The organism is Paenibacillus sp. N22P23 (assembly GCF_059383735.1).
Genome location: NZ_JBXENT010000015.1, coordinates 1 through 20,077, shown reverse-complemented (window position 1 = coordinate 20,077; position 20,077 = coordinate 1). Strand labels below are relative to the sequence as shown.

General features: G+C 50.2%; 20 protein-coding genes. All 20 read left to right on the top strand.

The window, feature by feature from the left end:
* The first annotated feature begins 188 nt into the window (after positions 1-188).
* The 20 genes from nadA to lysS all read left to right on the top strand — a co-directional run bounded on the left by nadA (position 189) and on the right by lysS (position 19,705).
* Positions 189-1,127 carry a quinolinate synthase NadA gene (nadA, locus tag AC506A_RS29445; protein WP_495464579.1) on the top strand — a complete coding sequence of 313 codons (939 nt, stop codon included), beginning with the start codon at positions 189-191 and terminating at the stop codon, positions 1,125-1,127.
* Between the two features lie 41 nt (positions 1,128-1,168).
* On the top strand, positions 1,169-2,785 hold the full coding sequence (gene nadB / locus AC506A_RS29440; RefSeq protein ID WP_495464578.1) for an L-aspartate oxidase: 1,617 nt from the start codon (positions 1,169-1,171) through the stop codon (positions 2,783-2,785).
* Between the two features lie 40 nt (positions 2,786-2,825).
* Positions 2,826-3,677, top strand: a complete 852-nt coding sequence (gene nadC, locus AC506A_RS29435; RefSeq protein WP_495464624.1) for a carboxylating nicotinate-nucleotide diphosphorylase — start codon at positions 2,826-2,828, stop codon at positions 3,675-3,677.
* Complete coding sequence (locus tag AC506A_RS29430; RefSeq protein WP_495464577.1) at positions 3,674-4,441, top strand: type III pantothenate kinase; 768 nt, start codon at positions 3,674-3,676, stop codon at positions 4,439-4,441. Before nadC ends, AC506A_RS29430 begins: the two co-directional genes overlap by 4 nt.
* 17 nt (positions 4,442-4,458) lie before the next feature.
* The gene (gene hslO, locus AC506A_RS29425; RefSeq protein WP_495464576.1) at positions 4,459-5,358 is read left to right on the top strand and encodes an Hsp33 family molecular chaperone HslO; all 900 of its coding nucleotides are present in this window, start codon (positions 4,459-4,461) and stop codon (positions 5,356-5,358) included.
* Positions 5,359-5,374: 16 nt separating this feature from the next.
* Positions 5,375-6,328 carry a peptidylprolyl isomerase gene (locus AC506A_RS29420; RefSeq protein WP_495464575.1) on the top strand — a complete coding sequence of 318 codons (954 nt, stop codon included), beginning with the start codon at positions 5,375-5,377 and terminating at the stop codon, positions 6,326-6,328.
* Positions 6,329-6,452: 124 nt separating this feature from the next.
* The gene (gene cysK, locus AC506A_RS29415) at positions 6,453-7,391 is read left to right on the top strand and encodes a cysteine synthase A (protein ID WP_495464574.1); all 939 of its coding nucleotides are present in this window, start codon (positions 6,453-6,455) and stop codon (positions 7,389-7,391) included.
* A gap of 118 nt (positions 7,392-7,509) precedes the next feature.
* Positions 7,510-8,835 (top strand): spore germination protein, encoded by a 1,326-nt coding sequence (locus AC506A_RS29410; RefSeq protein ID WP_495464573.1) that lies wholly within the window; start codon positions 7,510-7,512, stop codon positions 8,833-8,835.
* A gap of 7 nt (positions 8,836-8,842) precedes the next feature.
* Complete coding sequence (locus tag AC506A_RS29405; protein WP_495464572.1) at positions 8,843-9,955, top strand: GerAB/ArcD/ProY family transporter; 1,113 nt, start codon at positions 8,843-8,845, stop codon at positions 9,953-9,955.
* A 5-nt stretch (positions 9,956-9,960) separates the two neighbouring features.
* The gene (locus AC506A_RS29400) at positions 9,961-11,037 is read left to right on the top strand and encodes a Ger(x)C family spore germination protein (protein ID WP_495464571.1); all 1,077 of its coding nucleotides are present in this window, start codon (positions 9,961-9,963) and stop codon (positions 11,035-11,037) included.
* Positions 11,038-11,177: 140 nt separating this feature from the next.
* Positions 11,178-12,767 (top strand): anthranilate synthase component I family protein, encoded by a 1,590-nt coding sequence (locus AC506A_RS29395; protein WP_495464570.1) that lies wholly within the window; start codon positions 11,178-11,180, stop codon positions 12,765-12,767.
* Positions 12,764-13,345, top strand: coding sequence for an aminodeoxychorismate/anthranilate synthase component II (gene pabA, locus AC506A_RS29390; RefSeq protein ID WP_495464569.1), 582 nt, complete (start codon positions 12,764-12,766; stop codon positions 13,343-13,345). Before AC506A_RS29395 ends, pabA begins: the two co-directional genes overlap by 4 nt.
* Positions 13,342-14,217 carry an aminodeoxychorismate lyase gene (gene pabC / locus AC506A_RS29385; RefSeq protein ID WP_495464568.1) on the top strand — a complete coding sequence of 292 codons (876 nt, stop codon included), beginning with the start codon at positions 13,342-13,344 and terminating at the stop codon, positions 14,215-14,217. The genes pabA and pabC overlap by 4 nt, the downstream gene beginning before the upstream one ends.
* Positions 14,214-15,086, top strand: coding sequence for a dihydropteroate synthase (gene folP / locus AC506A_RS29380; RefSeq protein ID WP_495464567.1), 873 nt, complete (start codon positions 14,214-14,216; stop codon positions 15,084-15,086). The genes pabC and folP overlap by 4 nt, the downstream gene beginning before the upstream one ends.
* 43 nt (positions 15,087-15,129) lie before the next feature.
* Positions 15,130-15,522 carry a dihydroneopterin aldolase gene (gene folB / locus AC506A_RS29375; RefSeq protein ID WP_495464566.1) on the top strand — a complete coding sequence of 131 codons (393 nt, stop codon included), beginning with the start codon at positions 15,130-15,132 and terminating at the stop codon, positions 15,520-15,522.
* A complete protein-coding gene (folK, locus tag AC506A_RS29370) occupies positions 15,494-16,075 on the top strand; it encodes a 2-amino-4-hydroxy-6-hydroxymethyldihydropteridine diphosphokinase (protein WP_495464565.1) in 582 nt (193 codons plus the stop codon). The genes folB and folK overlap by 29 nt, the downstream gene beginning before the upstream one ends.
* The gene (locus AC506A_RS29365) at positions 16,027-16,236 is read left to right on the top strand and encodes a helix-turn-helix domain-containing protein (RefSeq protein ID WP_495464564.1); all 210 of its coding nucleotides are present in this window, start codon (positions 16,027-16,029) and stop codon (positions 16,234-16,236) included. Before folK ends, AC506A_RS29365 begins: the two co-directional genes overlap by 49 nt.
* A gap of 55 nt (positions 16,237-16,291) precedes the next feature.
* Positions 16,292-17,329 (top strand): tRNA dihydrouridine synthase DusB, encoded by a 1,038-nt coding sequence (dusB, locus tag AC506A_RS29360; protein ID WP_495464563.1) that lies wholly within the window; start codon positions 16,292-16,294, stop codon positions 17,327-17,329.
* A gap of 253 nt (positions 17,330-17,582) precedes the next feature.
* Positions 17,583-18,059, top strand: a complete 477-nt coding sequence (gene greA / locus AC506A_RS29355; protein WP_091225471.1) for a transcription elongation factor GreA — start codon at positions 17,583-17,585, stop codon at positions 18,057-18,059.
* Between the two features lie 137 nt (positions 18,060-18,196).
* Positions 18,197-19,705, top strand: coding sequence for a lysine--tRNA ligase (lysS, locus tag AC506A_RS29350; protein ID WP_495464562.1), 1,509 nt, complete (start codon positions 18,197-18,199; stop codon positions 19,703-19,705).
* The last annotated feature ends 372 nt before the right edge of the window (positions 19,706-20,077 follow it).

The window sequence follows — 20,077 nt, the reverse complement described above, 5'->3', positions numbered from 1 at the left end:
ACGACCTTGTGTAAATTTAAGGTTAATCCCTTGTAAAGGCTCTTGCGAATCAAGCAGCTTGCGACGTGGGCATGATAAGGATTATGAAATACACAGCGGAATAACAGCATTTTCGATAAATCATGGTGAACGAACAGCCAAGTTTGTGCATCAGTTCACAAAGTTAGTGAAAAGAGGGGAATTTAGCTATGGAAGCATTGGCTCTCGAAAGGAAAGCGGAACAAAACCGTGAACTACGGGAACGATTGTTGCAATTGAAGAAAGAGCGTAACGCCATTATACTTGCGCATTATTATCAGCGTGATGAAATTCAAGAAGTGGCCGATTTCCGTGGAGACTCCTTCCTGCTTGCGCAGAAGGCAGCGGAAACGGATGCAGATGTAATCGTGTTTTGCGGTGTTCATTTTATGGGCGAAAGCGCTAAAATTCTGGCGCCGAACAAGACCGTTATCATTCCCGATGAGCGTGCCGGCTGTCCAATGGCTGACATGGTAAACGTCGATGGCTTGCGGAAGCTGAAAGCACAGCATCCGAATGCGAAAGTCGTCACCTATATCAACTCTTCCGCCGAAATCAAAGCGGAAACCGATATTTGCTGTACCTCTGCTAATGCCGTGCGTGTCGTGAATTCGGTCGATTCAGACGAAATTATTTGGGTGCCGGACAAGAACCTTGGTCATTATGTGCAGCAGAAGACGGACAAAAAAATGATCATCTGGGAAGGCTACTGCAACACGCATGACATGCTGACCGTCAAAGATGTTGAAGAAATGAAAGCGAAATATCCAAACGCACAGTTCGTCGTTCATCCTGAATGCCGTCCTGAAGTGGTAGAGCTTGGCGATTTCGTTGGCAGTACAACCGCCATTATAAAATATTGTAAAGAATCGGATTGCCAAGAATTTATCGTCGGAACAGAAGATGGAACAGGGTATCAGCTTCGTCTGGACAGCCCGAACAAAACCTTCCACTTTGCAACGAAGTACTTGGTTTGTCCGAACATGAAAGTAAACAACCTAAAGAAGCTCGTTAAATGTCTGGAAACAATGCAGCCGCAAATTTACGTGCCAGAGCAGGTTGCCAATCAAGCCCGTCTATCCCTGGAGCGCATGTTACAAGTGAAGTAGCATGCGCTACTCTCTTTCCATGAGAAAGGAAAGTTGCACTTATGATTCCACGTTATCTCGTTGATGTTGAACTCGAAGGGCTGCCAGTCATTCATAAAGATGTCATTGTTATCGGGGCCGGCATTGCCGGTCTTTTTACCGCGATTAAAGCCAGTGAGACGAATGATGTGCTCATGATTACGAAGAAGTCGCTTATGGACAGCAATACGCGTTATGCGCAAGGCGGCATTGCGGCCGTTATTTCCGAGGATGACTCCCCGGCCTATCATCGTCAGGATACGCTTATTGCCGGTGCCGGACTTTGTTCGCATGAAGCCGTCGATGTACTCGTGCATGAAGGCACGAAAGGCGTAGAGGATTTGGTCCGCATGGGCACACAGTTTGACCAAGAGAACGGCGAGTTTGCGCTCACCAAGGAAGGTGCGCACAGTCAGCGCCGTATTTTGCATGCCAATGGAGATGCAACCGGCTTCGAAATCGTTCGTGCATTGTCGGAGAAAGCGATTGCGAATCCGCGCATTGAAGTCTGGGATGATCATTTTGTCATCGATCTGATTACGGATGACGGTGTTTGCGTGGGCGCACTGGTGCAGAAGCCGGATGGACAGCGATTGTTCGTGCGCGGCAAAGCAACCATTCTCTGCTCTGGCGGAGCAGGGCAGCTATATCGTTATACGACGAATCCTGAAGTGGCTACCGGAGACGGAATTGCAATGGCTTATCGTGCAGGTGCATACATACAAGATGTGGAGTTTATTCAATTTCATCCAACATCGCTCTGTTACCCGGGCGCGCCTCGTTTTCTGATTTCGGAAGCGGTTCGCGGCGAGGGTGCGGTGCTTCGGAACATTCGCGGTGAGCGGTTTATGGAGAAATACCATGAGCAGCTTGAGCTGGCTCCGCGCGATGTCGTTGCCCGAGCGATTGTGAGCGAGATGGAAGCGACCAAGTCCACCTTTGTTTATATTGATGTGACACATGAATCAGCGGATATGGTGAGACACCGGTTTCCGAATATTTATGAGTTCTGTTTGAATTTCGGACTTGATTTGACGTCGGATTGGATTCCCGTTGCCCCTGCGGCGCATTATATGATGGGCGGCGTAAAAACCGACTTGAGCGGCGAGACGAATTTACGGCGGCTGTTTGCCTGCGGCGAATGCTCATCGACCGGCGTTCACGGTGCGAATCGCTTGGCGAGCAATTCATTGTCCGAAGCGATCGTATTTGGACGGCGAATCGTGGAACGTATTAATGCGCTGCCTCCGCTTGAAGGCCATACCGATATCCGCATGACATCGCTGAAGCGGAGCGAATCGCCAATTCAGGCGGTAGTCGAGAAGCGGTTGAAGCTGCAGAAGACGATGGTTCGCTACGTTGGGTTGAATCGTGATGCCAGTGGGCTGAACAAAGGGCTCGAGGAGTTGAAGCGGCTGCGATCCATTTTTCAATCCGTCATTACGAAACGTGAAGAATACGAGTTTGCGAATCTGCTGACATGCGCGATACTCACGGCAGAGTCTGCCCTGACACGGGAAGAAAGCCGCGGCGCGCATAGTCGTGAAGATTTTCCGGAGCGAAATGATGTGCTCTGGCGCAAGCATACCGTCCTCCACCGGGAGTACGGGATAACAGAGGAGCGAATTGAAGATGTATGACGTACAATTTGCAGCGTCGTTTGGGAGCAGTGCGACTGATATGCTGCGGGCTCAAATAAAGGCGTGGCTTGCTGAAGATATTGGAACAGGCGATATTACTAGCTGGGCGACGATTCCTGCGGGAACCCGTTCAAAGGCTGTTATTCATGTGAAGGAGGATGGAATACTGGCAGGTGTGCCGATTGCCGGGCTTGTTTTCGAGGTAGTTGACCCATCGCTGGAATTTCGTCCACTCGCTGCGGATGGTGATGCCGTGACTAAGGGCACTATATTGGCTGAAGTCGAAGGCAGCACGCACAGTATTCTGACTGGTGAGCGCCTGGCACTGAATCTCATGCAGCGTTTGTCCGGCATTGCAACCAAAACCCGTTCATTTGTCCAAGCCATCGAAGGACTTCCTACACGTCTGGTTGATACGCGCAAAACAACACCAGGTCATCGGCTCCTTGAGAAGTATGCCGTGCGCGTAGGCGGCGGATTCAACCATCGTTTCGGCTTATACGATGCTGTTATGATCAAAGATAATCACATCAAGGGCTCCGGTGGAATAACAGGTGCTGTTCGGGCCGCTCGCCATGTGATTCCTCATACGATGAAAATCGAAGTTGAGACGGAGTCACTTGCTCAAGTGGAGGAAGCACTCGCATGCGGCAGTGATATTATCATGCTCGACAATATGTCCAATGACCTCATGCGTGAGGCTGTGGTACGCATCAAGTCGAGCTCGCCTCATGTTATTGTTGAGGCGTCCGGCGGTGTCAATTTGACGACCATTCGCAGCATTGCCGAAACCGGCGTCGACGTCATTTCCGTTGGCGGGCTTACGTATTCGTTCCAATCCCTCGACATTAGTCTGGATTTGAATGGGAAGAAAGGAGGCCCGGCAGCATGATCGTTGTTGTGGACGTAGGCAATACGAACATTGTGCTGGGTATCTATCAAGCCCGTAAGCTGCTATACCATTGGCGCCTGAGCACCAATCGATCGGCAACCGTGGATGAATATGGCATTATGATTCACAATTTGTTTCAAATCGCTGGGGTGAAATTGGACCAGATCGAGGGTGTTATCATATCCTCCGTTGTTCCGCCGCTGATGCGTACTTTGGAACAGCTTTGCCAGAAATATTTACGCCAATCTCCGCTAATTGTTGGGCCCGGCATCAAGACCGGACTTAACATTCGGTATGAGAATCCGCGTGAGGTCGGCGCAGACCGAATCGTTAACTCTATTGCAGGCATCGAGAAATATGGCGCGCCGCTGATCGTTGTCGATTTCGGCACCGCTACGACATTTGATTATATTGACGCAGGAAGCAACTATTTGGGCGGTGCGATCGTACCGGGTATCGGCATTTCAACAGAGGCGCTGTATCAACGTGCCGCTAAGCTGCCTCGTATTGAACTGGTCAAACCAAAGAGTGTTATCGGGCGCAACCCGGTTACGTCGATGCAAGCAGGTATTATTTTCGGCTATGCCGGCCAAGTGGATGGAATCGTGAATCGCATTCGCAAAGAATTCAGCGTAACTCCGCGTGTTATCGCAACAGGCGGATTGGCGGATTTAATTGCGGCCGAATCGGAAACGATTGAAGAAGTGGACCCGCTGTTGACCCTTGAGGGCTTACGCATCATTTACGAACGAAATCAAGAATAAACGAGGTAATCATAGACATGACTGAAGCAAAAGATTATTTGGTACGCGGTACAACATGGAACGGACAGCTTCGCGTATTTGCCGTAAAGACAACTGGGCTCGTAGAAGAGCTGCGCAAGCGGCATCATACAATGCCGACTACGACGGCAGCGCTTGGACGCACGGCAACAGCAGGCGCGATGATGGGCGCGATGTTGAAGGGCAATGAGAAGCTGACGATCCAAGTCAAAGGTGATGGACCAGTCGGCCAAATCGTCGTTGACGCTAATGCAAATGGCGAAGTACGTGGTTACGTAGATAATCCGGATATACAGCTGCCTAGCAATGCGCTTGGGAAGCTTGATGTAGCAGGTGCAGTCGGGCGTACAGGTTACATCCACATTATTAAGGATCTTGGGCTGAAAGAGCCGTACCGGGGCAGCATTCCGATCGTATCAGGCGAGCTCGCAGAAGACTTTACTTACTACTTCGCTACTTCTGAGCAAACACCGTCTGTTGTAGGTCTCAGTGTGCTTGTTGACGAATATGGCACGGTCATGAATGCCGGAGGGTTCATCGTACAAGTGCTCCCAGGCATCACCGAAGAGAACATTACGAAGCTGGAGCAGGCCATTGCGGCACTGCCGCCGATTTCATCTCTGTTTGAACAAGGAGAAACACCGGAGAGTCTGCTGCGCTTTGTCGTTGGTGAAGAAATCCAGTTGATGGACAATGTCGATGTCGTCTTTAAATGCCAATGCTCCATGGAACGTGTAGAACGTACGCTCATCAGCATGGGTGAGCATGAGTTGAAACAGTTAATTGATGAAGACGGACAAGCTGAAGTCGTGTGCCATTTCTGCAACGAGAACTACGCATTTGACCGCCAGCAGCTTGAGATGCTGCTCGATCAGGCTAAGCCGAAACCGATTCAATAATCGGAGGCAAGCGATAATGAAGAACGACCGGGTGCTGAAGAGCGTTGTGCTGATTCAGGCTATCTGTATGATTATTTTAGCTCTCGTGGTGGTGTTCCGGGTACTGCTCCCGCCAAAGGCAGATCCGCAAGCGGCTGTCGACAACTCACAGGACCAAGAAGGCACCGCATCTGCGGAGGAGCCGCTTGCTGCCAAGGTCGGCAATGAGCAGATTACGGTAAAGCAGCTCCGTGACGAGCTGCGCCTGCAGTATGGTGATCAGTTGCTGCGGACTCTGATGGTGCGTGCCGCAACCCGGCAAGAAGCGGAGGCTTACGGCCTGAGCATCTCGGACACCGAAATGAACGACGAGCTCGAATCCATGATGATGGGCTATGAGAATAAGGAACAATATTACGCATCGATGAAAGAGCAGCTTGGCTTGACGCCTGAGGGCATTCAGGAAGATACGAAGTACCGGCTGCTGCTTGAGAAAATCGCCGTTCGGTCTGTAGAAGTGACCGAATCGGAGATTGATGCCTACATAGCAGACAACAAAGAGCAGTTCGCCCCCCGAAAGCAGCTGCATCTGGCCTGGATTGTGCTTGCAGCGGAGCAGGAAGCCGATGATCTGCTGCAGCAGCTTGAGGCAGGAGAAGATTTTGCTTTGATGGCGAAAACCTATTCGCTCGATGCCGATACGGCGGACAGCGGCGGGGATCTGGGGTTTATTGAAGCTGACGATCCCTTTACGGATGATGCCATTCTGGAAGCGGCAAATCAGCTGTCCGTTGGTGAGGTAACCGGACCGATCGAAGTAGAGCAGGGGCAAGCCGTCATTCAGTTGCTCGAAACGCATACGGAAGAAGTGCTCAGCGAGAGCCGGATACGCAATCAAGTGAAGCGGGAGCTTGCTTTATCCAAGCTGAACGGAATGCGTGAGGTTGAGGATTCACTGCTGCAGAAGTATAACGCGGTCGTACTGCCCTAATTCGTTCTAAAGGCAGAGCTATAGGCCTTTCGTTCGAAAACTAGCTATTGACAACTACTGGGTTTCATTGATAATATGTAAGTAAAACCAACTAATTTAGTCGGAATAAGGAGGAGCACTATTCATGGCTAGAATTGTACAAAGCGTGACCGATCTTATTGGGGATACACCGCTTGTTCGTTTGAACCGTTTGGTACCGGAGGACAGCGCTGAAATTTACGTGAAACTGGAGTATCAGAATCCGGGTGCAAGCGTTAAGGACCGTATTGCAATCAGCATGATCGAAGTAGCTGAACAGCAAGGTATCCTTAAACCAGGTGATACAATCGTTGAACCAACGAGCGGTAACACGGGGATCGGCCTGGCAATGGTAGCTGCCGCTAAAGGCTATAAAGCTATTCTTGTTATGCCTGAAACAATGAGTGTTGAGCGTCGCAACCTGCTTCGCGCTTATGGTGCTGAGCTTGTGCTTACACCGGGATCGGAAGGCATGAACGGAGCGGTTCGCCGTGCTGAAGAGCTGCAAGCCGAGAATCCTTCTTACTTTATTCCGCAACAATTCAAGAACCAAGCGAACGTGAAAGTTCACCGCGAAACAACAGGTCCGGAAATCGTTGAAGCGATCAATTCGCTTGACGGCAAACTGGATGCATTCGTTGCAGGTATCGGTACAGGCGGTACGATTTCTGGTGCAGGCGAAGTATTGAAGAAGAACTTCCCAGGCATCAAAGTAGTAGCTGTTGAGCCTGCAGCTTCTCCGCTTCTCTCCGGCGGCAGCCCTGGCGGCCACAAGATTCAAGGAATCGGCGCAAACTTCATCCCTGAAATTCTGAACCGTGAGATTTACGACCAAGTCATCACGATTGAGAATGACGAAGCATTCGAAACCGCTCGCCGCGCAGCCAAAGAAGAAGGTATTCTTTGCGGTATTTCCTCCGGTGCAGCGATCTTCGCAGCTTTGAAGGTTGCTAAAGAGCTCGGTAAAGGCAAACGTGTCGTTGCCATTATTCCTTCGAACGGCGAACGTTACCTGTCTACACCACTATTCAACTTCGAGAACTAATCGTAAGCATGATGCTCGCGTACAGAGGGTCCCCTTCCAAGGGGGCCCTCTTTTTGATAAAACACCCCTTTCAAGGAAAAGATAAGTAAATCCTTGGCTGAAGAGAGGTGTTACAGCAGTGACTACCCCGAAGACTGACGATTGGAATACCTATCATCTTGCACTCCAAGAGCGTACCTACCGAATCGAATGGCTGTCATCGATGGCCGACCAGCAAATCATGCGGGAACGCTTCTTACCCATGCTCCAATTGCATAAACCTCATTCCAGCGAAGAGATGAAACTAATCCTGCCGATCGAAAATATTGAAATCGGAACGCGCGCGGATATGCATCATCATTTGCTGCAAGGGTACATCAGCGTAACAATCGAAACAGCCGGTGTCGCTCATCCGGATGTTCTCTATTTTCCATGTAAGAAAAGCAATTATCGGAGTATTGAGGTACCTCTGGAGGAGTTTGCGGAATCCGGGCCGATGGAAGCCTTTACAGAATCGCTTGAAGTGAATTTGAACCTGATCCGCAGACGTCTGGTGTCCGAACAGCTTCATGTACGCAATCTCATTCTTGGTTCCGGTAAGCTGCCCGTCTCCATCCTATATATGGCTGACAATGTCATGGAAGCAGATCGTTTAACCTACCAAGTAGAACAAGCATCGATCGATCATCCGAAAGCGCTGCTCGATATATCTTGCTTTGCTATGCTGCTTCCGAACGGCATGCGTACCTTCTTCCCGCCGTATGATTTTGCAGAGCTGCCTTTACGTACGGCACATGCGTTGGAGTCTGGGAAAGTCATTATGCTCATGGAAGGCTCGCGTAAAGCGTTGATTGCGCCGACCTCATTCGAGGATTCGTTTACGACCGCTTCCGATTTGTTTTCACCTCGCTATTACGTCGTTCTCATTCGAATTATCCGGGTGACATGCTTTATTCTGGCCTTAATGCTGACGCCGCTCTATGTTGCGGTATCCACGTATAACTTTCAGATGTTTCCGAGTAAGATCATTGAAACCTTGTTAGTTTCGCGTTACCGCGTGCCTTTTTCCCCATTCGTAGAAGCGCTATTTATGGAAATTCTTGTCCTTATTCAACTGGAAGCCGTTACGCGTCTTCCAAACAAGCTCTCGCAAAGCGCTGGGATTGTGGCAGGTATTGTACTTGGAACAGCAGCTGTGGAAGCGGGCATCGTGAGCAATGTAATGCTTGTCCTGGTGTCCATTTCATCCTTGCTGACACTGGCTTCCGCAACGGTTCAACTGCGCGGCATGCTGTTTTTTCTTAAAGTACCGTCCTTGATGCTGGCGGTGATGCTGGGGCTTCCGGGCATCTGCATGTTCTGGTTTCTGCTGCTGTCCCGGCTGTTTGCCGTTCGTTCGCTGGACAAGCCAATGGCACTTTTCGGTGTTCAACCGTTATCTCGTTATTTAAAGGGGAAGGGGTGAACGGGCATTGGGGCAGGACCGTATAACGGCATGGCAGTTCTTCTATATGGCTTGTGGGCTTCAGGGAGCTGCAAATTATTATATCGTAACCAGCAAACTTTCCGGTTTTGTAGGCACGTCGAGCTTTATATATATGGTTGCGATCGCCATCGCCATCGGCATATTATGTATGCCTCTAGGAAAGGCGATGACGGGGGGCGGTAACAAAGATTTCGTTGCGAGCCATCTCGCTGCGTTTGGCAAACCGACTGGCATTTTGCTGTTGATTCTGTTTTTTGCGGCTTTGCTTCTGGTTGGAGGGATCATGCTTAATCAGATGGTTCTGCTTCTTGACCGCTATCAGACGCCTAACTTCCAGTCCTATTGGGTGATCGTGCTCTTCATGATCTGTGCGGTTGTGGCGGCTAAAGGCGGTGTGCGCGTCTTTGCAGGGCTCTTCTTCGTTGCTCTTTGTGTGCGTGTCCTGGAATATGTGCTGATCATACTGGGGTCGCTGCCTTATTTTGAAATGCGATCCATCTTGCCTCTATGGAGCGGGCAACCGCAGCAGCTGGGAGGGGCAGCCGGAAGCGGGACAGCTTTGTTTAGCGGGATCGAACTGCTGGTGTTTCTTAAGCTCTATACGAGCGGTCTCAAGGCTTCCGCGATACGTAACGCTTTATGGGCGGCCATTGGCGTGCATAGTGCTTTTACGCTCCTGGCATTGTGGCTGTTGCTTGGTGTGTTTGGCATTGAGATTGTTTCAGCGGGCACCATTACAACCGTTGATCTATATAAAATCATGTCCTTCCCGTTCTTCGAGAGCATCGACCAAGCGGGGGTAAGCTTTCAGCTGTTTCGTCTGCTCCCTATTCTATCCCTGCTGCTCTGGATTGTTTCATTTTTGCTGCGGAAAACAGTCCTGTGCAAATGGCCGGAAATGGTTCATCTGTGCTTGTCCGCGCTGCTTTTTCTTGCAACGGCGATGACCCTCTGGTATTTGCGGTATACGCAGCTCTTACAAAATTGGCAGCCGCTCTTAACGCTGTTTATGGTGGGGGCCTATTTCCCCCTATATGGGCTGCTCAGCCGTAAAGCCAATGCGACCGGAAAAGCAATGTCAGTTAAAGAAGGGGGCTAGTGGCCATGCCGCGCAAAGGACTGATCGGTATGACGCTATTGATGATATTGCTGCTTCCCGGGTGTCAAGGAGATTTGCTCGAGAAATTAAGTATTGTATACGGTATTGCTTATGAGGCGAACGAGGAGGAGAAGGATCAAATCTCGGCCACTTATTTAATACCGCTGTACAAGAAAGATGGGGTGGAAAGCCAGATTGTTCGTACGCAAGGAAATTCTACGATCGAGACACGAAATCTGGCTGCCCTCAAAACCGGAGGCAAGTTTGTTGATGAGAAGACACAGGTGCTGCTTATTGATCAAGGACTGGCGAAGAAAGGGGTTTTCGGCCGATTATTAACCTACTATGCAAGCAGATTGAATTTGCCCGGAGATATGTCGCTTACTGTGACGGAGACTTCGCCTTCCAGTCTTCTTGAAATGCCATTGAAGGAAGTTGACCCTGGCACCAGCATAAACAATCTCCTTGCTAAGAATGAGAAGCAAGGCGTCATACCGACAACCAATTTATTGACCTTCGTCAGGCAGTACGCAAGCAAAGGTCAAGATCCATTTCTACCGCTTATACGTAAGGATGGAGGAGAAAGTGTTCAGTTGGTCGGGATTGCCTTGTTTAAAGACGATCGGTTCGTCATTTCCTTGAAAGGATATCGCAACATGCTGCTGTTCTCCATACTGCAGCATTCGGTGGTCAATGGCTATTATGATACGGATGAACATGATAAGCCGCTTCGCATACAAATCGAGCATTCAGGTGTTAAGTATGTTTGGTCGGCATCCCGTAAATTAATGAAGGTGCGAATCAAGATTCACGCGACTCTTCTTCCGATCTTCACAACCCCGGTGGAAAAGGCTTCACAGAGTGAAATTGAGCAGGTAAAAAAGAAGGCCGAACAAGCTATTGAGCAGCAGATAAGTAAGCTGATAGAGCGATTGCAGCGCAGCAATATCGATCCGGTCGGCTTAGGGGCAATCGCAAGATCCCAGGATCGGCATTGGAAGGCAGATGCGTGGGATGCGATGTATCCGCAGCTTAAGGTTCAGACAACAGTGAAGGTGAATTTGGATTCGGAACGCAGATAAGCATCGGCACCACGAACCAAATGGACTACGAACCTCCTTTTCTTTTTCCCACAATTTCGGTATACTAGCTTGCAAACAAAGAGAGCGGGCAGTGGCTGCTGCGGCTCTTTCGATCGGATAGGAAGTGAGGGGCTGCGATAATGGAACGTACAGCCTTTAAGGATTGGTTGAACTGGCGGGAAGAGGGTTATACTTCGCTGCCAATGCTTACGAAGCGCCAGCTGAATAGCGGGGAAGGGCGTCCGGCCTCATGGGAAGCGGCGTGGAAGACGGCATCGCCGCATGCGTTCGTACTGGAGAGTGGCAAGGATGGCCGGTATACGTACCTCGGTCTCAACCCTGCATCCGTTATACGGGGAAAAGGGCTGGAAGCAGAGGCCGTCGATCATGTTGATGGTCGAATAACGGCTTATCGGGAGAAACCGCTTGAAACGGTACGCAGCTGGATGGGCGGCCGAAGGGCACCGCGGGTCCCTGGAGCGCCAAAGTGGACGGGCGGCTGCGCAGGTTTCTGGAGCTATGACGTCATTCGTTCGATTGAACGGCTTCCCGAACAGGCGGCAGATGATCTCGGTTTGCCTGATTACTTGTTTATGCGGATGGATGAGCTGTGGATCGTGGATCATCAAGGGGAGCAGCTGTACTGCGCCGTACATACAACACTTACGGGACATGAATCGAGGGAACAGCTCGAAGCCTTATACGAAGCGGCCGACACTCGAGTGAATCGTATGGCTGAACAGTGGTCTGCTTTTGCCGGGGGAGAGGTTGCTGCTGAGGCAGAGGCGCTGAGAAGCGCACGTACTCGCTTTATGGAGGACGGTTCCCTTCAAATCGACTTGGACTCATTAAGTGGTATTACGTCCCCTTTTGCCAAGGAAGCCTTCAAAGCGGCGGTGGAGCGAATCCGGGATTACATCGCGGCAGGCGATGTGTTTCAGGTTAACCTCTCTCAGCGTCAAAGCCGCGCAATTAAGTCGAGCCCGGAAGAGCTCTACGAATGGCTAAGACTGTTTAACCCGTCACCGTATATGGGATTCTTGAATTGTCCGGATTTCCAGCTCGTATCGGCTTCGCCGGAGCTGCTCGTGGAGCTCTCGGATGGAAAGCTGGCGACACGTCCGATTGCAGGTACTCGTCGTCGTGGACGCAGTGAAGAAGAAGATCGCCACATGGCCGAGGAGCTTCGGAGCAACGAGAAAGAACGGGCAGAGCATATTATGCTCGTCGATCTGGAGCGCAATGATCTCGGTCGTATATCGGCCTATGGCTCGGTTCACGTAGCTGAGCTCATGGTGATCGAATATTACAGCCATGTCATGCATTTGGTATCTCAAGTTGAAGGCCGAATTGCTCCCGGCAAGGATGCGTATGATGTGATCGGAGCGACTTTCCCTGGCGGGACCATAACGGGTGCGCCTAAGATTCGTACGATGGAAATCATCGAGGAGCTGGAGCCTACGCGGCGAGGACCCTACACCGGATCGCTCGGATGGATTGACTACAACGGAGATATGGAATTTAATATTATTATAAGAACGATGTCGGTGAAGGATGAAGTCGTCCACATTCAAGCCGGAGCGGGAATCGTCATCGATTCCGATCCAGAGCGTGAATACCGCGAATCACTGAGCAAGGCCAAAGCATTGTGGAAGGCGATCGAGTACAGCGAGCAATGGGCAGAAGCAAGCCGGGGCGCGGCTGTAATCCAAAGGGGGAAACGCAAATGATATTGGTCATCGATAACTACGACTCATTTACGTACAATTTGGTTCAATACTTGGGAGAGCTGGGCGAGGAGATCGTCGTTGAACGAAATGACGAAATTGGGCTGGAGGATATTGCGGCTCTAGCACCGGATCATATTCTGATTTCGCCGGGGCCATGCAGTCCGAATGAAGCGGGTATCAGCCTTGCTCTAATTGAGCGATTCAAAGGAATCATTCCGATATTCGGTGTATGTCTTGGCCATCAAGCGATCGGACAAGCTTTCGGAGGCGACGTTGTTCGTGCGGAGAAGCTGATGCACGGCAAAACCTCACAGATTCATCATGACGGCCGCACCATATTCGAAGGCATTCCTTCTCCGTATACGGCGACGCGTTACCACTCCTTGATTGTGAAGAAGGAAACACTTCCTGATTGCCTGGAAATCAGCGCGGAGACGGAAGAAGGCGAGATCATGGGTCTTCGTCATAAGGAATATCTCATTGAAGGCGTTCAATTCCATCCGGAGTCGATCATCACCGAGAACGGACTGAAGCTGCTTCGCAATTTCCTGAACATGCGGGCAGGCGCGGTACGATGAAGATTGGATGGAATGGCAGCATCAAGTTACAGGAAGAGGCCGTGATCTCGGTTTACGATCACGGTTTTTTGTATGGAATGGGTCTCTTCGAGACTTTTCGCACTTATGGCGGTGAGCCGTATTTGCTGGAGCGACACTTGGAGCGTTTGTCGGCTGGATGTCAGTCACTTGGCATCAAGTGCAGACTTGATCCGGATGAGCTGCGAAGCTGGCTTCGCGACCTGATGGCAGCGAATGCTCTGGATGAAGCGTATGTTCGGCTGACGGTTACTGCAGGCGAAGGAGTGCTCGGACTTCCGACGGCCGATTATGAAGAGCCGAACGTGCTGCTGCTCGTGAAAGCACTGCCTGCTCCTAACGAAGCGCTCTACCGGGATGGCCGCGAACTTGTGCAGCTGCGAACCCGGCGGAATACGCCGGAGGGTGAAGTGCGTTTGAAATCGCTCCATTATATGAATAATATTATTGCAAAGCGGGAATTGGCGGCGACTGCCGGTGCTGCGCCGGGAGCGGAAGGGCTCATGCTGACACGAGAAGGCTGGCTATCCGAAGGCATCGTCAGCAATCTTTTCTTCGCCCGCGCTGGTAAGGTATTCACGCCTGCCATTGAGACAGGCATACTGCCTGGCATTACCCGTCAGCGCGTAATCGAGCTGGCTGGGGAAGCCGGAATAGCTGCCGAAGAAGGATTTTACACCTGGACGGAGCTGCTGGAGGCGGAAGAGGTATGGGTAACCAACTCGATTCAAGAGCTTGTACCTGTATCTGTCTTAAGGGATGAAGAAGGCTTCCGCACTGAGATCGGAAACGGCGGAATCGGCTCGATTACACAAAAGCTGCTGGCTGCCTATCGGGAGGATACCAAGTCATGAAAGCATGCATAACAGAAGATAAAGTGAAACAATGGCCCTTTGAGCGGAGCTACGTACTTCCCGGTGATGTGCAACTTACGCTTGGAACACGTACGCTCATCATGGGCATTTTGAATATGACACCGGACTCCTTCTCTGACGGTGGACGCTATAACGAAGTGGAAGCAGCCGTTCGTCATGCCAAGCAAATGGTTGCTGAAGGCGCAGACATCATCGATATCGGTGGGGAATCGACACGTCCGGGATTCGAACCGGTACCCTTAGAGGAAGAGCTGAAGCGGGTCATCCCCGTCATTCGGGCAATTCGAGCAGCGCTGCCGAACATTGCGCTTTCTATTGATACCTATAAAGCCGAGACTGCAGATCAGGCTTTGCAAGCGGGAGCTCACATCATCAACGACATATGGGGACTTAAAGGTGATCCGCGAATGGCCGAAGTTGCTGCCGCGCACCGCTGCCCCGTTATTCTCAGTCATAATCGGCAGGCAAGAGACTATTCCGATTTGGTCTCAGACGTCGTAGCAGATTTACGCGAAAGCATCACAATAGCGCGGAATGCCGGCATAACGGAAGAATCGATATGGCTCGACCCGGGGATTGGTTTTGCCAAGACCTATGAGGACAATCTTGCGCTAATGGGCAAGCTTGATCGATTGGTGGCAGAAGGTTTTCCCGTTCTGCTTGGCACCTCTCGTAAGAAGTTTATCCGCGAAGCGCTGCAATTAAATTCGAATGAGATCAAGTTCGGAACGGCGGCAACGACTGCGCTTGGCATTATGCAAGGTTGTCAAATCGTCCGTGTACACGACATTCGTGAGAATAAGCAGACCGCATTAATGAGCGACGCTATTGTATATCCGCATAAGTGAAGTCGATTTTGGAAGAAATTTGTCGAAGAATGGGGAATGAATCATGGATAAAATGATCCTTAAAGGGATGCGGTTCTTCGGTTATCACGGTGTTTTTCCAGAGGAAAATAAGCTTGGCCAGCAATTCTATGTCGATCTGTCGCTTCAGATGGACTTGTCGCAGGCTGCGAGAACGGACGACCTGGAGCATACGATTAACTATGCCGAAATTCATGCCCGGGTGAAGTCTATTGTAGAAGGGCCGCCGTTTAAACTCATTGAGGCACTGGCGGGTCACGTTGCATCGGCCGTCCTCGACGCTTATACTAGTGTAAATGAAGTGACGGTGTCCGTAACGAAGCCGAACCCGCCATTTGAAATCTTTTTCGAAGGCGTGACGGTGGAAATTTGCAGAAAGCGGGATGACAATGGAACCGAACGGCCCGCAAGGCACTAATGATCTGAATCTCACCGCACAGGGCGATGGGGTAGTAGCTTATATTGCACTTGGCGCAAATGTCGGCGATCGCCAGCAGCAGCTCCAGGACGCACTTCAACTGCTCGATAACCACCCTGCTATAACGGTTGTGCGTGCATCGGCACTTTACGAAACCGATCCGGTCGGCTATACCGATCAGCCGGCTTTTCTTAATATGGCCGCCGCACTACGGACCTCGCTTGAACCCTATGATCTATTGCATGCGATGCTTGCGATGGAACAGCAGCTTGGAAGAAAGCGTGATATCCGTTGGGGGCCACGAACCATTGATTTGGATTTGCTTTTATATGAAGGTGTTACGCTTGCGGAAGAGGAGCTTACACTGCCGCATCCACGGATGATGGAGCGTGCGTTTGTGTTGGTCCCTCTTAGTGATGTGCTGGAAGAGGAACATCCGCTGCAGAAGCAAGTGAAAGAAATCGCAAAGCAAGCGCTACAAGACAGAGGGGAAGGAATCGCGCTATGGAATACGATCAATTGGCCGGGCGCGTCCGCGCATTCCGAAAGTTAAAGGGCTATACCCAGCAGGAACTGGCTGCGAAGCTTAGCGTTTCTGTTGCTGTGTTGGGATCACTTGAGCGGGGAACGCGCAAACCGGATCCTAAGCTGCTGGAGCGAATTTCGGAAACACTCGGTATCAGCTACAGCGAACTAACCGCCGACTATAAATGAGCTTGATCACTGGTTTAACAATTGATTTTTAACTCAGAAGGGAGTCTGGACGTCCATGCTTAAAATCGGAAACATCGAGATGAAGAATCAAGTCGTGCTGGCGCCGATGGCAGGTGTGTGCAACCCGGCTTTTCGACTGATAGCCAAAGAATTCGGCACAGGCTTGGTTTGCGCCGAAATGGTCAGCGACAAGGCCATCCTGCACGGCAATAAACGCACGCTGGAAATGTTGTATGTAGATGAGCGAGAGAAGCCGCTTAGCCTGCAAATTTTTGGCGGTGACCGTGAATCGTTAGTGGAGGCTGCCAAAGTCGTCGACAAGCAAACGAACGCAGATATTATCGACATCAATATGGGTTGTCCTGTGCCTAAAGTCACAAAATGCGACGCAGGTGCCAGATGGCTGCTCGATCCGAACAAAATCTATGAAATGGTGTCGGCTGTTGTCGACGCTGTCGATAAACCGGTAACGGTCAAGATGCGAATCGGCTGGGACAGCGAGCATGTATTTGCCGTTGAGAATGCGCGTGCTGTAGAGCGTGCAGGCGGCAAAGCGGTCAGTGTTCATGGCCGTACGCGGGAGCAATTGTATACCGGTAAGGCCAATTGGGATATTATAAAGGATGTTAAGCAATCCGTATCCATTCCCGTAATTGGTAATGGCGATGTGTTCTCTCCAGAGGATGCGCGAAGACTGCTTGACCACACCGGTTGTGATGGTGTCATGATCGGCCGCGGAGCACTCGGCAATCCGTGGATGCTTTACCGTACGATTCACTATCTAACATCGGGAGAGCTGCTCCCGGATCCAACGCCGCGCGAGAAGCTGGATGTCGCTATTTTGCATATGGATCGTCTTGTTAAGTTGAAAGGCGAATCGACGGCCGTTCGCGAGATGCGCAAGCATTTGGCATGGTATCTCAAAGGGATTCCAGGGGCGGCACGCGTCAAAGACGTCATCATGGAAGAAACGACACGCGACAACATGGTGCAGATTTTAGGCCAGTATGTCGAGTCATTGGGCGAGCTGAGCGAAGAGCCAACAGCCTCGATCACACCTTCCACTTCGGCGGAAGAAGCCGTATATCATTAATCAAAGCGCAAAGGAGCTCGCAAGCGAGCGCCTTTGCGTTTCGTGGAGTTAAGCGATTACATTTGCTGGTTGGCTTTCGTTGACATATAGGGGAAGTTGAAATATAATCTTCCAATAACAAACCGTCCGCCTGGTTTAGGACTGGTAATTCTCATTCCTGCGCGGTGTCATCAAGGGCATGATGCGTAATATATTAAGTAACAGTGATTCATACACGGTATGAAAAAATGCCACACGACAGGAGAATTGTAACATGAGTGATAAAGAGATTATCCTTACACAAGACGGACTTAAGAAGTTGGAAGATGAATTGGAAAACTTGAAGTCCGTCAAACGTCGTGAAGTTGCTGAACGGATCAAAGTGGCTATCGGCTATGGCGATATTAGTGAAAACTCGGAGTATGAGGACGCTAAGAATGAACAAGCGTTTATCGAAGGACGGGTTATCACACTTGAGAAAATGCTTCGTAATGCCCGTATTATCAATAACGATGAAATCAATATCGAAACCGTGAGCATCGGTTCTATTGTAACGGTTGAAGATTTGGAATTCGGTGATACGATGGAGTATGCGATCGTCGGTTCGGCAGAGTCGGATCCGCTTAAGAATAAAATCTCTAATGAAAGCCCGGTTGGCAAAGCTATTCTTGGCAAGAACAAAGGCACGATCGTGGAAGTAAGCGTACCAGCCGGCATCATTCAATATAAAATCGTTGATATCAAAAAATAAACCAGGCATGCCTTTTGAGAAAGCTTCCTTGAGGAAGCTTTTTTCAACATTGTGGAGCAGGAATCTGCTCTGCGTGGCAGGTGAATAGGGCAGCGGCTGTACCGCCCTGCCTTTCTGGACCAACAAGGAGATGAATCGTGGTGGAGCAAGGAACGCAAGAACAAGAATTAAGCGAGCTTCTGCAAATTCGCAGAGACAAGCTGGACGAGCTCCGCGGACTGGGTATTGACCCTTTCGGCGGCAAATTTGAACGGACTCATCATGCTAAGAACATCGTTGATACGTATGAAGAAGTCAGCAAGGAAGATCTCGGAGCTCAGGCTGTAGAGGTTACAGTTGCAGGCCGGATCATGCAGAAACGCGGTATGGGTAAAGCCAGCTTTGCTCATATTCAAGATTTAAGCGGCAAAATCCAAATTTACGCACGTAAAGATACCGTGGAGGAAGCGCAATATCAAGCTTTCGATCTTCTGGATCTAGGCGATATTATTGGCGTTCGTGGTGTTGTCTTCAAAACAAACACAGGCGAAACCTCTATTAAAGCCAAAGAAATCACGGTGTTGTCCAAATCGCTTCTGCCGCTACCGGAGAAATACCACGGTCTGAAAGACGTTGAGCTGCGTTACCGCCAGCGTTATGTAGATTTGATCGTGAACCCGGAAGTACAGCAAACGTTTATCTTGCGCTCCCGTATTATTCAATCGATGCGTCGTTACCTGGATGCGCAAGGCTATCTGGAAGTGGAAACACCAACGTTGCATTCCATTGCTGGCGGAGCTGCGGCCCGTCCGTTTATTACGCACCACAATGCACTCGACATGCAGCTTTACATGCGTATTGCAATTGAGCTTCATTTGAAGCGTCTAATTGTCGGCGGCATGGAGAAAGTGTACGAAATCGGCCGCGTTTATCGGAACGAAGGCATCTCGACACGTCATAACCCTGAATTTACAATGATCGAGCTGTATGAGGCTTATGCCGATTATAAAGATATTATGGCTCTAACCGAGTCGGTTATTGCACATATCGCTCAAGAAGTGCTTGGTACTACGAAGATTATGTATCAAGGTACAGAAGTGGATCTGACGCCGGCTTGGCGTCGTGTATCCATGGTTGATTTGGTCAAAGAAGTGACAGGTGTCGACTTCAGCCAGCAAATGACAGACGAAGAAGCGCATGCACACGCGAAAACTCACAATGTGAAGGTTGAGCCGCATATGACTTTCGGTCATATCCTTAACGCATTCTTCGAAGAGTTCTGCGAGCATACATTGATTCAGCCGACGTTTGTAACCGGTCATCCGGTTGCAATCTCACCGCTTGCCAAGAAGAACGCTACCGATCCACGATTCACAGATCGTTTCGAACTGTTTATCGTAGCGCGTGAGCATGCGAATGCCTTTACGGAGCTGAATGATCCAATCGATCAGCGTCAACGCTTCGAGTCGCAACTGGTTGAGAAAGAGCAAGGCAATGACGAGGCGCATGAAATGGATGAGGATTTCATCCGTGCGCTTGAATACGGCATGCCGCCAACAGGCGGACTTGGTATCGGGATTGACCGTCTCGTTATGCTGCTAACAGATGCACCATCTATTAGAGACGTACTGTTGTTCCCGCTTATGCGTGAGCGTGCAGGCGAATAATCCATTCATACGGAGCCGCCGGGGGACTAAGCCTTGGCGGTTTTCTTTATGGCTTTGCATATTGAAAAACAGCGCTCTAAAAAGAAAATGAAAAAAGATTTAAAAAAGGGTTGCAATCATGTTGTGGGCTATGATATATTAATCAAGTCGCCGCTGAGACACGGGCGAATGAGCAACAAAAACAAGAAGTATTTGTTCCTTGAAAACTGAACAATGAGCGACCAGTCAAATGGTCATAAATCGCGAAATTAACGTTTCGCAAGCTAGTTTTTTGAATGAGCTAACAAGCAAATTCATAAACGGTCTTCGGACCACTTTTATGGAGAGTTTGATCCTGGCTCAGGACGAACGCTGGCGGCGTGCCTAATACAT

What these genes read in the sequence shown, in the direction of transcription:
- pabC (WP_495464568.1), top strand. Translation starts at nt 13,342, where the DNA reads ATGAAGATTGGATGGAATGGCAGCATCAAGTTACAGGAAGAGGCCGTG.
- nadB (WP_495464578.1), top strand. Translation starts at nt 1,169, where the DNA reads ATGATTCCACGTTATCTCGTTGATGTTGAACTCGAAGGGCTGCCAGTC.
- folB (WP_495464566.1), top strand. Translation starts at nt 15,130, where the DNA reads ATGGATAAAATGATCCTTAAAGGGATGCGGTTCTTCGGTTATCACGGT.
- dusB (WP_495464563.1), top strand. Translation starts at nt 16,292, where the DNA reads ATGCTTAAAATCGGAAACATCGAGATGAAGAATCAAGTCGTGCTGGCG.
- nadA (WP_495464579.1), top strand. Translation starts at nt 189, where the DNA reads ATGGAAGCATTGGCTCTCGAAAGGAAAGCGGAACAAAACCGTGAACTA.
- greA (WP_091225471.1), top strand. Translation starts at nt 17,583, where the DNA reads ATGAGTGATAAAGAGATTATCCTTACACAAGACGGACTTAAGAAGTTG.
- AC506A_RS29430 (WP_495464577.1), top strand. Translation starts at nt 3,674, where the DNA reads ATGATCGTTGTTGTGGACGTAGGCAATACGAACATTGTGCTGGGTATC.
- pabA (WP_495464569.1), top strand. Translation starts at nt 12,764, where the DNA reads ATGATATTGGTCATCGATAACTACGACTCATTTACGTACAATTTGGTT.
- folK (WP_495464565.1), top strand. Translation starts at nt 15,494, where the DNA reads ATGGAACCGAACGGCCCGCAAGGCACTAATGATCTGAATCTCACCGCA.
- AC506A_RS29365 (WP_495464564.1), top strand. Translation starts at nt 16,027, where the DNA reads ATGGAATACGATCAATTGGCCGGGCGCGTCCGCGCATTCCGAAAGTTA.
- AC506A_RS29420 (WP_495464575.1), top strand. Translation starts at nt 5,375, where the DNA reads ATGAAGAACGACCGGGTGCTGAAGAGCGTTGTGCTGATTCAGGCTATC.
- cysK (WP_495464574.1), top strand. Translation starts at nt 6,453, where the DNA reads ATGGCTAGAATTGTACAAAGCGTGACCGATCTTATTGGGGATACACCG.
- AC506A_RS29400 (WP_495464571.1), top strand. Translation starts at nt 9,961, where the DNA reads ATGCCGCGCAAAGGACTGATCGGTATGACGCTATTGATGATATTGCTG.
- folP (WP_495464567.1), top strand. Translation starts at nt 14,214, where the DNA reads ATGAAAGCATGCATAACAGAAGATAAAGTGAAACAATGGCCCTTTGAG.
- hslO (WP_495464576.1), top strand. Translation starts at nt 4,459, where the DNA reads ATGACTGAAGCAAAAGATTATTTGGTACGCGGTACAACATGGAACGGA.
- nadC (WP_495464624.1), top strand. Translation starts at nt 2,826, where the DNA reads ATGCTGCGGGCTCAAATAAAGGCGTGGCTTGCTGAAGATATTGGAACA.
- AC506A_RS29395 (WP_495464570.1), top strand. Translation starts at nt 11,178, where the DNA reads ATGGAACGTACAGCCTTTAAGGATTGGTTGAACTGGCGGGAAGAGGGT.